General features: G+C 53.5%; 16 protein-coding genes. 1 reads left to right on the top strand and 15 read right to left on the bottom strand.

The window, feature by feature from the left end; all coding sequences use genetic code 11:
• Positions 1-376 precede the first annotated feature (376 nt).
• The gene (locus tag L1X57_RS08415) at positions 377-895 is read left to right on the top strand and encodes an Hcp family type VI secretion system effector (RefSeq protein ID WP_009722783.1); all 519 of its coding nucleotides are present in this window, start codon (positions 377-379) and stop codon (positions 893-895) included.
• A 75-nt stretch (positions 896-970) separates the two neighbouring features.
• On the opposite strand, the gene L1X57_RS08410 is transcribed toward L1X57_RS08415, so the two are convergent.
• The 15 genes from L1X57_RS08410 to L1X57_RS08340 all read right to left on the bottom strand — a co-directional run bounded on the left by L1X57_RS08410 (position 971) and on the right by L1X57_RS08340 (position 14,507).
• The gene (locus L1X57_RS08410; RefSeq protein WP_009722784.1) at positions 971-1,993 is read right to left on the bottom strand and encodes a tryptophan--tRNA ligase; all 1,023 of its coding nucleotides are present in this window, start codon (positions 1,991-1,993) and stop codon (positions 971-973) included.
• 49 nt (positions 1,994-2,042) lie between these two features.
• On the bottom strand, positions 2,043-2,537 hold the full coding sequence (locus L1X57_RS08405) for a pilus assembly PilX family protein (RefSeq protein ID WP_143759723.1): 495 nt from the start codon (positions 2,535-2,537) through the stop codon (positions 2,043-2,045).
• A 29-nt stretch (positions 2,538-2,566) separates the two neighbouring features.
• Positions 2,567-3,040 (bottom strand): PilW family protein, encoded by a 474-nt coding sequence (locus tag L1X57_RS08400; RefSeq protein ID WP_009722786.1) that lies wholly within the window; start codon positions 3,038-3,040, stop codon positions 2,567-2,569.
• 13 nt (positions 3,041-3,053) lie between these two features.
• Positions 3,054-3,461 (bottom strand): type IV pilus modification PilV family protein, encoded by a 408-nt coding sequence (locus L1X57_RS08395; protein WP_009722787.1) that lies wholly within the window; start codon positions 3,459-3,461, stop codon positions 3,054-3,056.
• Positions 3,462-3,863 carry a type IV pilin protein gene (locus L1X57_RS08390; RefSeq protein ID WP_009722788.1) on the bottom strand — a complete coding sequence of 134 codons (402 nt, stop codon included), beginning with the start codon at positions 3,861-3,863 and terminating at the stop codon, positions 3,462-3,464.
• Positions 3,864-3,926: 63 nt separating this feature from the next.
• Complete coding sequence (gene ispH, locus L1X57_RS08385; RefSeq protein ID WP_009722789.1) at positions 3,927-4,916, bottom strand: 4-hydroxy-3-methylbut-2-enyl diphosphate reductase; 990 nt, start codon at positions 4,914-4,916, stop codon at positions 3,927-3,929.
• Between the two features lie 54 nt (positions 4,917-4,970).
• Positions 4,971-5,414 carry an FKBP-type peptidyl-prolyl cis-trans isomerase gene (fkpB, locus tag L1X57_RS08380; RefSeq protein ID WP_009722790.1) on the bottom strand — a complete coding sequence of 148 codons (444 nt, stop codon included), beginning with the start codon at positions 5,412-5,414 and terminating at the stop codon, positions 4,971-4,973.
• 27 nt (positions 5,415-5,441) lie between these two features.
• On the bottom strand, positions 5,442-5,990 hold the full coding sequence (lspA, locus tag L1X57_RS08375; protein ID WP_234668015.1) for a signal peptidase II: 549 nt from the start codon (positions 5,988-5,990) through the stop codon (positions 5,442-5,444).
• On the bottom strand, positions 5,983-8,814 hold the full coding sequence (ileS, locus tag L1X57_RS08370; RefSeq protein ID WP_186004642.1) for an isoleucine--tRNA ligase: 2,832 nt from the start codon (positions 8,812-8,814) through the stop codon (positions 5,983-5,985). The genes lspA and ileS overlap by 8 nt, the downstream gene beginning before the upstream one ends.
• Positions 8,815-8,821: 7 nt before the next feature.
• A complete protein-coding gene (gene ribF / locus L1X57_RS08365; protein WP_009722793.1) occupies positions 8,822-9,859 on the bottom strand; it encodes a bifunctional riboflavin kinase/FAD synthetase in 1,038 nt (345 codons plus the stop codon).
• Between the two features lie 128 nt (positions 9,860-9,987).
• Positions 9,988-11,565 carry a murein biosynthesis integral membrane protein MurJ gene (gene murJ / locus L1X57_RS08360; RefSeq protein WP_009722794.1) on the bottom strand — a complete coding sequence of 526 codons (1,578 nt, stop codon included), beginning with the start codon at positions 11,563-11,565 and terminating at the stop codon, positions 9,988-9,990.
• A 109-nt stretch (positions 11,566-11,674) separates the two neighbouring features.
• Positions 11,675-11,941 carry a 30S ribosomal protein S20 gene (gene rpsT / locus L1X57_RS08355; RefSeq protein ID WP_009722795.1) on the bottom strand — a complete coding sequence of 89 codons (267 nt, stop codon included), beginning with the start codon at positions 11,939-11,941 and terminating at the stop codon, positions 11,675-11,677.
• Positions 11,942-12,219: 278 nt separating this feature from the next.
• Entirely contained in the window at positions 12,220-12,975 is a 756-nt protein-coding gene (locus L1X57_RS08350) for an amino acid ABC transporter ATP-binding protein (RefSeq protein ID WP_009722796.1), read from the bottom strand.
• Positions 12,972-13,640, bottom strand: coding sequence for an amino acid ABC transporter permease (locus tag L1X57_RS08345; RefSeq protein ID WP_009722797.1), 669 nt, complete (start codon positions 13,638-13,640; stop codon positions 12,972-12,974). The genes L1X57_RS08350 and L1X57_RS08345 overlap by 4 nt, the downstream gene beginning before the upstream one ends.
• Before the next feature lie 96 nt (positions 13,641-13,736).
• Positions 13,737-14,507 (bottom strand): amino acid ABC transporter substrate-binding protein, encoded by a 771-nt coding sequence (locus L1X57_RS08340; protein WP_009722798.1) that lies wholly within the window; start codon positions 14,505-14,507, stop codon positions 13,737-13,739.
• Between the last annotated feature and the right edge of the window lie 111 nt (positions 14,508-14,618).

Below are 14,618 nucleotides of genomic sequence, written 5' to 3'. Positions count from 1 at the left end.
GTAAGAAATATCTTACAAAAACTATAGTCAATCTCCTACATTGAAAAAATAATTTATCAACAGAGTCGACAAAAAACTTTAAAAACGTATACCCATGTCACCTTAAGCTTTGTTAAATACAATATCTTATGAAACACAATGTTGCAATTAGCTAGCAGTTAGTTTGTTAAATCACCATTTAACCATTAAGCAAATGCTCGCCGACCAGGCAAACAACCGCCTATAAGCAAGCAAAAAACTGCCTAATTAAAAATAAATAAAAAAAAGAAAAACCATAAGCAACTGTTTTAAAATTAAAACATAAAACTGGCATCTGTTTTGCAATTATCAATCTGTCCTCAGGACAACACCATTAACATCGTCAAGGAGCAGACTTATGCCAACTCCATGTTATATCAGCATTGAAGGCCAAACTCAGGGTCATATTACAGCTGGCGCCTTTACTCCCGACTCCGTAGGTAACATCTACGTGGAAGGCCATGAAGACCAAATGCTGGTTCAAGAATTTAAGCATGTAGTGACCGTGCCTACAGACCCACAGTCTGGTCAACCTTCTGGTCAGCGTGCCCACAAGCCATTTATCTTTACGGTAGCACTCAACAAGGCCGTGCCGCTGATGTACAACGCATTGGCTTCTGGAGAAATGCTCCCCACTGTTGAACTGAAGTGGTACCGCACTTCCGTTGAAGGTAAGCAAGAGCATTTCTTCACAACGACTCTGACTGATGCCACTATTGTCGACATCAACTTACGCATGCCACACGCACAAGACATTACCAAGTCTGAGTTCACTCAGCTAATGGACGTCTCTCTGGCGTATCGTAAGATCGATTGGGAACACAATGTTGCGGGCACTTCAGGCTCTGATGACTGGCGCGCGCCAATCGAAGGCTAAGCATTTTTGCTATGTCCGTATTAAAAAACCCCTTCTATTTAGAAGGGGTTTCTTGTCAGTGCAGTTTTAAATCCACTAAACAAAGCGTCCTAAGCCTACCGCGGAACGTAAGCGATCCATGGTAATGGCGGCTTCTTCTCTAGCGCGATCGGCACCTTTTTGTAGCACCGCTTCAATATGCGCAGGGTCTTCCATGAGCGCGATGTAACGCTCGCGGGGGGCGCTTAAGTGCGCATTCAAGTAATCAAACACGTGGTTCTTAGCGTCGCCCCAGCCGATACCTGCCACGTACTGCTCGCGTAGCGCAGCGGCTTCTTCATTGCTGGCAAACGCTGAAAAGATTTGGAACAACGTACAGGTGTCTGGATCTTTGGGCTCGCCAGGTTCCAGCGAGTTGGTTTTGATTTTACGCACCAGCTTCTGCAGTTTTTTCTCGCTGGAGAAAAGCGGGATCGTATTGTTATAGCTTTTGGACATTTTGCGACCGTCCAAGCCCTTCAATACTTCCCCTTTTTCATCCACAACGGCTTCAGGCTGAACAAAATACTGGCCTTTAAACATGTGGTTGAAACGTCCGGCGATATCACGCGCCATTTCAATGTGCTGAATTTGGTCGCGCCCTACCGGCACTTTATTGGCATTAAACATTAAGATGTCAGCAGCCATTAACACTGGGTAACCGAATAAGCCCATGGTGACGCCTTTATCCGGGTCTTGGTCACCGGCTTCTTCATTTTCAGCGACTGCCGCTTTGTATGCGTGGGCGCGGTTCATCAGCCCCTTGGCGCACACACAAGAAAGCATCCACATTAATTCGGGAATTTCAGCAATATCCGACTGACGATAAAAAATGGCGTTATCGGTATCTAGCCCTAGCGCAAGCCACGTGGCGGCAATTTCCAGACGCGACTCTTGCACACGCTTCGGATCTTGGCATTTGATCAGCGCGTGATAGTCAGCAAGGAAGTAAAACGACTGTACGTTGGGGTCTTGGCTTGCCTCAATGGCAGGCTTAATAGCACCCACATAGTTACCAAGATGTGGCGTTCCGGTCGTGGTAATCCCGGTCAGCACGCGGGTTTTGGCTGTCTGACTCATAGTGTGGATCCAGCTGGATAAAGGTCAAAAAAGGTAAGTCATTGTACACTTAATGCCAAACCACCGTCGCCTTTGTCTGATGGCTTTCCTCCCCTTCCTCTACTTTGATAAACACAGGTAAGCTTTGCGCTAGCAGCATTTCACTATCGGTATTGGCATTAGTAATAACCGCACCTAACGCCACTACCCAAGGCTGGCCGTCACGCTCAACGGGCGTAAATAAGCAGCTATTGTGTTCGCAGTCATCACCAAGCACCGTAGTTAATGGGTGCACTACGATATCTTCCCAGCGGAGAGTGTGATCGCTATTGATGGTGAGCACGCTGTCCCCCCACTCCAATTGATTAAAGGAAGCCACTGCATGTGAGGCGGCTATTTCAGCGCGCATTTGCGCTAACGTCGATGCCCGATAATTGCTCGCTAAGCGTTCATCCACAAACGCAGATTGCACGCAGATAACACCAATAATCAACGCACTCGCTAACAGTGCCATCACCACAACTAGCGCAGCGCCTTGCTCCTGCCGTCGCTGTCTAAGCTGCATATCGCCTCTCTGCTCATACTCCATACATCTCATGGGCTAGCCGAAAACGCAGGCTGCAACACAGCCTCTCGATGGGTAACGTGGAAATCAATATTGGCCCCTTGCCGACCTAATGGCAGTGACACCAAGCTAACCCCTTTGGTGGCGGGCGCTCCAAGCGGTTTGTCCCGCTCACAGCTAGCGCCAGCGTCATAGTCAAAGGTGACCAGCGGCTGAGCCTCCTGCATATCCTGAACCGTGCAGCGACAGCCAGACTCAATCACCCCGCACTGCAAGCGAAAAAAAGGCGCTCCGTTTGAGTCGGTAGCGCCTTGTCTGCGTAGGGTGTCGGTAATCGATGTCGCCGCGTAAAGAAGCGCTTCCTGATGACGCCCCAATTGATCTACCTGCTTAAACGTGTGAAAGGTGCTTAAGAAAAGCTGTCCAGCACCTAGAATCACCACCATACCAATAACCATGGCGACCAGTAGCTCTGTTAACGTAAAACCGCGCTGCACATCCATGGCAGGCCTACCTTTACGGCTGATTGGGAAGTTGGAACACGTAGCTGAAGATATCGTGGGGCTCATTGGGCCCAGTACGCAGGCGCACAACTACATCAAACTGGCAGTCTTGCCGGTCGATACGACTCTCTTGCCCCTGGGTATGACCAAGCGTTGCCGATTGACCTGCAAACCAATGGCTGAGCCATGCAGACTCAATCGTGGCCAACGGAATCGTGTCACAGTCTTGGTACGAAGAAAGCGCTGCCCACACCCGCTCTTGGGCATCTACCGCTGCGACGTTAGCCAGCGACTGTGTATAACCAGCAATGGCGCTTTGCAGTGCCTTCACCTGCATCGCGGCGACGCCTATTAGCCCAAACGCTAAAATCACCAGCGCGATAAGCGCCTCAATTAGCGAAAGGCCGTTTTGCCTGCCCATTTACCAGCACGCCTCAGGCAGACGCTCTCCCCGCGCATTAAATTGAATATCGCTTTCACAGCCATCGGTTTGCGAGGTTGTCGCCGTCAGTAAAAAACCACCATCATCTTCACTGCCGTCGGCGACGGTAATAGAGTAGTTGCCATCGGGAGAGGCGGGAGTAAACGAACAGTCAGCATAAGCGTATTGGCGGGAGTAGCAGCGCTCAAGCTCAGAGGCTGCCTGCAACAGGCCAGCATGGGCGTCAGTACGGAGCGAGCGCTCAACATAGCGGGTATAACTGGGGTAAGCAATGCCTGCCACTATTCCAATAATAGCGACGGTAATCAGCATCTCAATAAGCGTAAAACCGTGCTGGCGAGCTTCCTGGCGTCCAGCACGGTTAGCAAAGGGTGAAGGCACTGAGCGTGCTCCTGTATCAGTTGGCCCATACGCGGAGTATGTCGCAAACTGATACGCTTTGCATTAGTCGCTTACAATCACTTGCTCACGCAGCTCTCTCGGCATAGAGAAGGTAATATTTTCCTCGCGGCCCTGAAGCTCAACAGGCACCTCTGCGCCAAATGCTTGAAGCTTGTCGATAACGCCTTTCACCAGCACTTCTGGCGCGCTGGCTCCGGCGGTGACCCCAATACGACTAACACCTTCCAGCCACGCTGGCTCAATTTGGTCGGCATTGTCGATTAAATAGGCAGGCGTGCCCATGCGCTCGGAAAGTTCGCGCAGGCGATTAGAGTTGGAGCTATTGGGGCTGCCGACGACCAAGACCAAGTCGCTATCCGCTGCTAGTTCACGCACCGCATCTTGGCGGTTTTGAGTGGCATAACAGATATCATCTTTGCGCGGCCCCTGGATCTCTGGAAACTTCTCCCGCAACGCATCAATCACCTTCGCGGTATCATCCATCGAGAGCGTGGTTTGAGTCACAAACGCCAATGCTGACGGGTCGTTAACGCCTAACTTCGCCACGTCCTGCTCATCCTCGACCAGATAAATCTGGCCACCGTGGGAAGTGTCATAACGTCCCATGGTGCCTTCGACTTCCGGATGGCCTTCGTGACCAATCAAAATGCACTCTTGACCGCGCTTAGCATAACGCAACACTTCCAAATGCACTTTGGTAACCAATGGGCAGGTTGCATCGAAGACTTTGAGACCGCGCTGCTCAGCTTCTTGTTGCACGGCGCGGGAGACGCCGTGAGCCGAGAAAATCACGATTACGTCGTCAGGCACTTCATGCAGCTCTTCAACGAACACCGCGCCACGCTCGCGCAATGTTTCGACCACAAAGCGGTTATGAACCACTTCGTGGCGCACGTAGATCGGTGGGCCGAAGACATCTAACGCGCGGTTGACTATATCGATCGCGCGATCCACACCAGCACAAAAACCGCGCGGGTTTGCCAGCTTGATTTGTACGGGTTGTGTTGGCTGAGATGACTCTGATGACTGCATAAAAGCGCCTTGATGCAATTGCATCGCCTGTTAAATGAAAACGAGTGCTTAAAATCAGTGTTTGGTGATGGGCGTTACGTTCAGCACATCGACTTCAAACGTCAACGTGCGCCCTGCGAGCGGATGGTTAAAGTCCACTTCCACACGATCGCCGTCTATGGTTTTGACCACGCCAGGCAATTCCGTTCCCGCTTTATCAGCAAATGACATCACCATACCGATTTCCGGCTCTTCATCACCAAAATCGGCGCGCTTCAGCGTTTGGATATTTTGCGGATTATGCTGCCCAAAGGAGTGCTCAGGGGTAATCTGAAACGACCCGCTCTGACCAGCGGTCATGCCTTTAATTGGGTGTTCAAAACCAGGTGGCAAGTTGCCATCGCCATACTGGAACGTCGCAGGGGCTTTCTCTTTGGTGGAATCGACTACCGTGCCATCTTCCAGCTTCAGCGTGAAGTGCAGGGTAATTTCCATACCATCGTCAATTAGGTAGTCCATGGTTCCTCACTCGTCACTCTATGGCTTTCAATCACGCTGCTGGAGCGCGGCTTTCTTGCGGCGTCGATCACCCATCACCGACTCCCAAATTAACCCTACTGCTCCCAGCGTAATGCCGATATCCGCCACATTAAAGGCGGGATAGTACCAACCAGCGGCATGGAACGATAAAAAGTCCACCACATAGCCATGTACTAAACGGTCATACAGGTTGCCCAGGGCACCACCAATAATCAGCGGCAACGCCACGGCCAGCAATTTTTCATCCGCTCTAATGCGGGAAAGCCAGACGGTTAAGCCAATGCTGGCACCAATGGCAATCAGCGCAAAAAACCAGCGCTGCCAGCCGGGGTGGTCCGCTAAAAAGCTAAACGCAGCGCCAGTATTGTGCAGCAGCGTAAGGTTGAAAAACGGCAGCACCTCAACGGGCTGGGCGTAATTCAAAAAATGGCTGGCGGTGTATTTGGTTAGCAAATCTAACACGATAATCACCACCGCTAGCCACAGCCAGCGCAGTGGCCGCCGCATCGGCGGCCACTGATTTGGATCGTTGGTGGTTGATGAAGCGTTAGGCATAGTAACGAGTCTCACCACTGCCCTCAGGCAGGTTGCTGATACAGCGACCACACAGATCCGCATGCTCAGCATGGGCGCCTACATCAGCCCGGTGGTGCCAGCAGCGCTCGCACTTCTGATGCTCGCTTCCGCTGACCGCCACTTTCAGGCCGTCAAGCTCGGTGCTTTCTGCGTTGGCGGCATCCGCTAGCGGTGCGAGATGCACTTCACTGGTGAGCATGACGAAGCGCAGCTCGTCGCCCAACTTGGACAGCGTGGCGTTCAGTTCGTCGCTCACGTAAAGCGTGACTTCCGCCGCTAGGCTACCTTTGATGACTTTGGCATTACGGGCGTCTTCCAAGCACTTATTCACCGAATGCTTCACCTCCAGCACTTGCTCCCAGAAGGCACGGCCTAGCTCAGCGCCATCATCTAAGGTTCCAAGCCCAGTGTAGTAAGTTTCCAGCAGTACGCTGTCGCCGCGCTCGCCAGGGATGTGCTCGTAAATCTCCTCAGCGGTAAACGACAGAATCGGCGCAACCCAGCGGCTCAACGCTTCGACCACATGGTAAAGCGCGGTTTGCGCGCTACGGCGGGCGAGCGAATCTGTTTGGGTGGTGTACTGGCGGTCTTTGATGACATCCAGATAAAAGCCACCTAATTCCCGTGCGCAGAAACCATGTACCTGCTGGTATACATCCAGGAAACGGTACTCTTCGTAGGCTTTTTCGATACGCCCCTGCAGCTGTGCCGCGCGATCGACCACCCACTGATCCAGCGCTAGCATATCGCCAAAGGCCACCTGGTCTTTGGCCGGATCAAAGCCATTCAAGTTGGAAAGCAAAAAGCGGGCGGTGTTACGGATACGACGATACACGTCGGCGGTACGCTTCAAAATTTCGTCAGACACCGCCATTTCACCGGAGTAGTCGGTAGACGCGACCCAAAGGCGCAAAATATCAGCGCCTAACTTATCCATCACACTTTGCGGCGCGACCACATTACCTAGCGATTTGGACTGCTTACGGCCCTGTGAATCAACGGTAAAGCCATGGGTTAGCAGCTGACGATATGGCGCATGACCATCAATCGCCGAACCGGTCAGTAGCGACGAATGGAACCAGCCACGGTGCTGATCCGAGCCTTCCAAGTACAAGTCAGCACGCGGGCCACTTTCATGACCATGAGGATGCGAGCCACGCAGCACATGACGATGCGTGGAGCCAGAGTCAAACCAGACATCCAATGTATCGGTGACTTTATCGTACTCAGCGGCGTCGGCACCTAATAGCTCAGCGGGGTCGAGCTTAAACCACGCCTCAATGCCCTCTTGCTCAACGCGCTTAGCCGCCTCTCCCATCAGTTCAACCGTGTTGGGGTGCAGCTCGCCCGTTTGCTTATGCAAGAAGAACGGAATTGGCACGCCCCAGTTGCGCTGGCGGGAGATACACCAATCCGGGCGATTAGCGATCATACTATGCAAACGCGCCTTGCCCCACGCGGGGGTAAATTCAGTGGCTTCGATGCCTTCCAACGCCCGCTCACGCAGAGTTTTACCGTCTTTACCTTGAATATCCATGCCCACAAACCACTGGGCAGTGGCACGATAAATCACCGGGGACTTATGGCGCCAACAGTGCATATAGCTGTGCTTGATGGGCGTGTGCGCCATTAGCGCATTAACCTCGCGCAGCTTCTCAACGATATGCGGGTTAGCTTTCCAAATCATCTGGCCGCCAAAGAACGGCAGATCATCGGCGTAGACACCGTTCCCCTGCACTGGGTTAAGCATGTCGTCAAAGCTCATGTCATGCTCACGGCAGGTGATAAAGTCATCCATACCGTAAGAAGGCGCTGAGTGAACGATGCCCGTGCTGCCCACTTCGGACTCAACGTAATCCGCTAGGTAAACCGGCGAGAGGCGATCATAGAACGGATGACGGAAGTTGATCAGGTCAAGCGCTGTGCCTTGCGCAGTAGCGATTACGCTGCCCGACAGCCCAAAGCGCTCTAAACAGCTTTCTACCAGCTCTTCCGCGAGCAGCAGCAGACGTTCGCCGGTATCCACAAGCGCGTAAGTAAACTCAGGGTGAACGTTCAACGCCTGGTTAGCGGGGATTGTCCAAGGCGTGGTGGTCCAGATCACAACAGCCGCAGGCTTGGGCAATTCGCTTAGGCCAAAGGCCGCCGCTAGCTTGTCGGCATCTTCTACCGGGAAAGCGACGTCGATCGCGTCGGATTTCTTATCGGCATATTCAACTTCCGCTTCAGCCAAGGCCGAGCCACAATCAAAGCACCAGTTAACCGGCTTTAAGCCTTTGAACACGTAACCCGCATCCACCATTTCCGCCAAGGCACGGATTTCGCCTGCTTCATTGGCATAATCCATTGTGCGGTAAGGGTGGTCCCAATCACCGATGATCCCCAGGCGAACAAAGTCAGCTAGCTGCGTTTCAATCTGCGCGCCAGCATATTCACGGCAAAGCTCGCGGGCTTTATCCGCGGCCAAATGTTTGCCGTGGGTGGTTTCTACCTTGTGCTCAATAGGCAGACCGTGGCAATCCCAGCCTGGCACGTAAGGGGCATCAAAGCCCGCCAGGTTCTTCGCCTTAACAATAATGTCTTTAAGGATTTTATTGAGAGCGTGACCGATATGGATACTGCCGTTGGCGTAGGGAGGGCCATCGTGCAGAACAAACAGCGGTGCCCCCGCGCGGGCATCGCGCAGGCGCTGGTATAGGTTCATATCCTGCCATTTAGAAACGCGCCCTGGCTCCTGCTTCGGCAGCATGCCGCGCATGGGAAAGTCGGTTTCTGGCAAGTTTAGCGTGTGCTTATAATCCATAGTCCGGTCAGCCGTCGTTAGCATCGGCGGCGTTATCCGCCGAAGAGAAATCAGAAGAAGCGGTCTCACGCCCAAGCGGGGCCGAGGCCAGCGGAAGAGAATTCATGCAGCCAGCGCCCGCTGCTGCAAAGTAGCGGCGCGCTCTGGCTTGATCGTGTTCAATTTGCGTTTTTAGCGCATCAAAGTCGTCAAATTTCACTTCCCCACGCAGACGCGCGCAGGGGTAAACCGTCAGCCGCTGACCATATAGGTCGCCTGAGAAATCCAACAGATGAACTTCTAGCGTGGGGCGTTTAGAGCCCACCGTTGGCCGAAAGCCAACATTCGCCACTGCGGGGTAACGCTGCCCGTTAGCCAACTCGGCCACCACAGCAAAAACGCCGCGCAGCGTTAATGGTTGAGGCAACAGCGGCAGATTAGCAGTGGGCACACCAATGGTGCGCCCTAGCTGCTGGTCACGTACCACACGGCCATGCAGTGAATATGACCTGCCAAGCAGGCGTGCAGCCACGTCAAAGTTACCGCTCGCCAGCAAAGTACGCACCCGCGTACTGGATACCCGTTCATCATCAACTTTAAAGGTGCGTGTGTGCTCTACACCAAACCCTTCCACCTGCCCGACAGTTTCAAGCAAGGTGAAGTCGCCACGGCGGTCGCAACCAAAGCGGAAGTCGTCGCCCACCACCAGATGCTTCACCCCCAAGCCCTTAATTAGCACTTGATCGATAAACTCGCGCCCGGTCAGGCTACGCAGCGCATCATTGAAAGGTAGGCACAGTACCTGTTCGGCACCATGATCGCGCAGCAGACGCACTTTTTCGCGCAGGCGAGTAAGTCGCGGCGGCGCTTGATCACCGGCAAAAAACTCCCGCGGCTGAGGCTCAAACACCACCACGGTCAACGGCACATTCAAGCGTGCCGAATGCTCACGGCATTGCTGCAAGATCGCCTGATGGCCGCGATGCACACCATCAAAATTACCGATGGTGGCAACGCAGCCACGATGAGCCGCTGTCAGGTTGTGCAGACCTCGAATGACGTGCATGGCACCTCTTTTTTAAAAGCCTTTTTTAAAAGCGTTTGATTATAACGAACGCGCTGATCAGGTGCAGGGGAAGATTACTTTCGCCCTGACCTCACCTTTTTTTCACCCTAACGCTGCATTTTTGCGCATTAGCTATTCATCTTAAAGTGACGCAGCCGCAGGCCAAGCGCGGTCAGCCAGACAAAATAAAGCCCGCCACCCAGCACCACTAACCCTGCTACCCAGCGAATGCGCTGCCACAGCTCAAAATCAAGCCATGCCTGCCAGTCGGGAGCAGCCAGATAAAGCGCAATACTCATCAACGCGCTGCCACCCACCAGCTGAACTGCGAAGCGCCCCCACCCTGGCTGAAAGATCAACACCTTCTGGCGGTAAAGCAAGTAACCCAGCAGCCCGGCATTTAAAAATGCCGACAGCGCGGTCGCCAGCGCCAATCCTGCGTGAGCCAGCGGCCAAATTAACAACAGGTTGAGCACCATGTTAGCCACCATGGCGATAATGCCCACTTTCACCGGCGTTTTGGTATCCTGCCGGGCAAAGAAGCCCGGTGCCAATACTTTGATCAGCATAAAGGCTACCAGCCCAAATGCGTAAGCACGTAGGCTCATGGCCGCCATTTGAATGTCAGTATCGGTCATCGCCCCGTAGTGGAACAAAGTAATCAAAAACGGTTCCGCCAGCACTGCCAGTGCCAGCGCGGCGGGCACACCTAACAACAGCACCACGCGAATGGCCCAGTCTAGCATCGCTGAAAAGTGTTCGGTGGACTGCTCCGCATGGCGTTTGGAAAGCGCAGGCAAGATAATCGTGCCAATCGCCACACCAAACACCCCAAGCGGCAGTTCGACCAACCTATCCGAATAGTACAGCCAAGACACGCTACCCGCCGTCAACAACGAGGCCAACACCGTATCCAGTAGCAAGTTAATTTGCGATACCGACACCCCAAACAGCGCGGGGGCCATTAGCTTCAGGATGCGCTTCACCCCTTCGTGGGCAAAATTTGGCCACGGGGTCGGCAGCAACCCAAGACGCAGCAAAAACGGCACCTGAAACGCTAACTGGGCAGCACCAGCAATCAGCACCCCCCAGGCCAGCGCCATGGCGGGTTCTTCCATTAACGGCATTAGCAGTAGCGCCGCGCCAATCAGCGAAATGTTCAGCAGCACAGGGGTAAACGCGGGCACCGCAAAGCGGTTCCAAGTATTCAGTATGCTACCCGAAAAGGCGGTTAACGAGATCAGCAGCAAATAGGGAAACGTCAGGCGCAGCATATCAGCGGTCATGGCCAGCTTTTCGGGGTCTCGCCCAAAACCGGGGGCAAATATCCACACCAACCAAGGAGCCCCTAGCATGGCAAATGCCGTAATTAACGCCAAAATGGCCGTCAGGCTGCCCGCTACCGCATTCAGTAGCTCGCGAATCTCCTGCTTACTGCGCTGGGTTGAGTACTCTGAAAGCACCGGCACAAAGGCTTGGTTAAACGCCCCTTCGGCAAACAAACGGCGCAGAAAGTTAGGGATTTTAAACGCAACGAAGAACGCATCCGAGCCGTTACCTGCCCCCAAGAAGGTGGCCACCACCACATCGCGTACCAACCCCATCACACGCGACAACATGGTCATGGCACTGACCACTAACCCAGAGCGCATCAGCCCGCGGCGCGGGGGCGACATGTTTGCTTGCGGTGGCGTGTTGGTGGTCATCACTCAATCCATAGCGACTAAAACAAGAGATCCAACGTCGCCGCGGGCAACGCGACGTATAGACACAAAAAAACCGGCCGCAGCCGGTTTTTTTATGGCGCCTGCCGGCTTACGCCGCCAGAGCCTTAATGCGCTTGTTCAAGCGGCTTTTCAGACGAGCAGCTTTCTTCTTAGAAAGAACGTCTTTATCAGCGATGCGGTCGACAACCGGCTGCATTGCCCGGAACTCTTCCATCGCTTTGCCATGATCGCCGGTGCTGATCGCTTTGATCACACGCTTGATGTAGGTGCGGACCATGCTGCGCTGGCTGGCTTTCAGGACGCGACGAGTCTCGGCCTGGCGGGCGCGCTTGCGTGCTTGCTTGCTGTTCGCCACAGGTATCTCCTTGGAGAATAAAGGTTGCCAATAAACGGCAACGGATTAACTATGTGTTTGTCGGTTTGCGTAGGCAATAACACGACATTTCCGTCAGAATCTTTCCACAACAACCAATTGATTTGGAAGCAATTAAAATGCTGCCAAATGGTGAAACGAGCAGTTCAAAACCTGCCCGTCCACGGGTCTTGTCTGAGAGGATGGCGTAGTCTATCACGCGTTAAGCGGGCTTGCCAGCGCTTGTCAATGCTTTTCCCGCGCGGATCACCACTCAACCGTTAAGGCAATGCCTGTCCCGTTGGCGCAAGAATTTTGCGCAGAAAATGCCGTGTCCGTTCATCCTGAGGATTGGTGAACAGCTGTTCTGGCGGGGCCTGCTCGACAATCTGCCCTTCATCCATAAACACCACACGGTCGGCGACGTCTCTGGCGAACTGCATTTCATGGGTCACCACAATCATGGTTTGCTGCTCGGCGGCGAGCTGCTTCATTAAGCTCAGCACCTCTTCCACCCATTGCGGGTCCAGCGATGAGGTTGGCTCGTCGAATAGAATTACATCGGCATTCGCGGCCATCGCACGCCCAATGCCTACCCGCTGTTGTTGGCCACCGGAAAGCGATGCAGGGTAAGCATCCGCCTTATCGGCCAAGCCAATGCGCTCTAAAATTTCCCTTGCCCGAGCGTGCGCCTGAGCCTTAGGCAGTTTATCAACAACAATCATGCCCTCGCTGATGTTCTCTAACGCCGTTTTGTTGGCAAACAGCCCATAGTTCTGAAACACGAAAGCGGTTCGTCGGCGTAGTGCCAGAATATCGGCACGGCTGGCACGCCGGGCATCTACTCTTAAATCGCCTACCGTGATGTGTCCCGCCTCTGGGCGTTCCAAAAAATTAATACAGCGCAACAGGGTTGATTTACCGGTACCCGATGGACCAATAATGACGATGATTTCACCCTGCTCCAGGTGCAAATCAACGTCGGTAAATACCGGCTGCTGGCCAAAACGCTTGCTGACGGATTCGAGGGTGATCATCGCTGGTACGCCTTATTCAGATACGTTTCCAGACGGCGCTGGCCCCAGGAAAGCGCTTCCACCACCACCCAGTAAATAATCGCCACCAGCAAAAATGCTTCCAGATAGAGAAAGCTGCCCGAGGCTTCTTTTTGGGTAGCGCCCATCATTTCGGTCACCCCCAGGGTAAACGCCAGGGAGGTCGCTTTAATCATATCGATGAAGTAGTTCATCAGCGTCGGCGTTGCCACGCGGGTTGCTTGAGGCAGAATAATCCGCCGCATCAATTGAGACTGGGTCATGCCGATGGACAGGGCAGCTTCGGTCTGGCTACGGTCAATACCCACAATCGCCGCGCGAATGGATTCCGCCATATACGCCGAAAAGTGCAGCGTCAGGCCAAGCACCGCGGCGGTCACCCCGTTGATGGAAATGAGCGCGTTAATCAGTTGGGGCAAACCGTAATAGAACAAAAATAGCTGCACCAATAGCGGCGTTCCGCGAAAAAACGAGATAAACAGCAGCGCCGCGCCGTTCAATACTGGCACCCGCGACACCCGAATGACCGCCAAGAGGCAGGCAATGATCAGCGCAAACACCATGGCGATACTCGCCATCTGTAGCGTTAACGGTAAATAGCTCAGTAGGACCGGCAACAGGCCCCACATATACTCCACATTCAGCATGGTTATTCCAACATTAGCTTAATCGCAATAAGCAAAACGGCCGTGGCATTGCCACGGCCGCAATCTAAAGATAGCCGTCACGAGGTAAAGCCGCGATTATGGCTGAGTGATATCAGTATCGAACCATTTTTGCGATATTTCACCTAACGTGCCGTTTTCACGCAGCTCTTCCAGAGCGGCGCCTACGCGGTCACGCTGAGCACGGCCCTCTTCATCATCACGGAACGGCAGCGCGTTTTCGATGGTTGTGAACGGCTGGCCAGCCAATGAAAGCGGCAAACCGCGCTCGCTGATCACTTGGCTTGCGCTAACGCGATCCATCACAAACGCATCGATACGGCCAAGCGCCACATCCTGCTCGACGTTAGATTCGTAGGTACGAATATCGATCTCATCGGCATTAGGCTGCTCACGCAGCAACTGCTCGTAGTTAGAACCGAGATTCACCGCAACGCTTTTGCCGGATAAATCTTCAACCCCCTGAATAGTGTCATTACCTGCCCGCACAACAACCTGGGCACCATCGTAAACATACGGCGCGGTGAAGGCGTACTTCGCTTTGCGCTCATCGGTAATGGTGATTTGGTTAGCAATGGTATCAATGCGCCCCGATTCCAGCATGCCCGCCAAGCCAGAGAAGCTTGCTGTCACGAACTCAATTTCATCGCCAGTTACATTACCAACGGCGTTCATTACATCCACTTCAAAGCCTTTCAGCTCATCACGCTCAACGTATGTAAAGGGGAAATACCCCCCAGACATGCCGACTCGCAGCGTATCCGCATAAGCAGCGGCAGACAGCACACCACCCACAACACTAAGCGAAAGAACGGCAACGGCTTTTTTCCAACGGCTCACATTCGCCATATTTTTTTTCCTCTTTGGGGCACTTAAGCACCCTGCTTTAAACGTGGGCGCCGGTTGCGACGTTCGTCGAACATTTACCAGCGCAATAGAGCCAAGATACCAGCAAAAAAG

Source organism: Halomonas sp. TD01 (genome assembly GCF_923868895.1).
GTDB lineage: Bacteria > Pseudomonadota > Gammaproteobacteria > Pseudomonadales > Halomonadaceae > Vreelandella.
The sequence above is the reverse complement of the archived record's forward strand: the minus strand, read 5'-3'. Positions and strand labels throughout refer to the sequence as shown.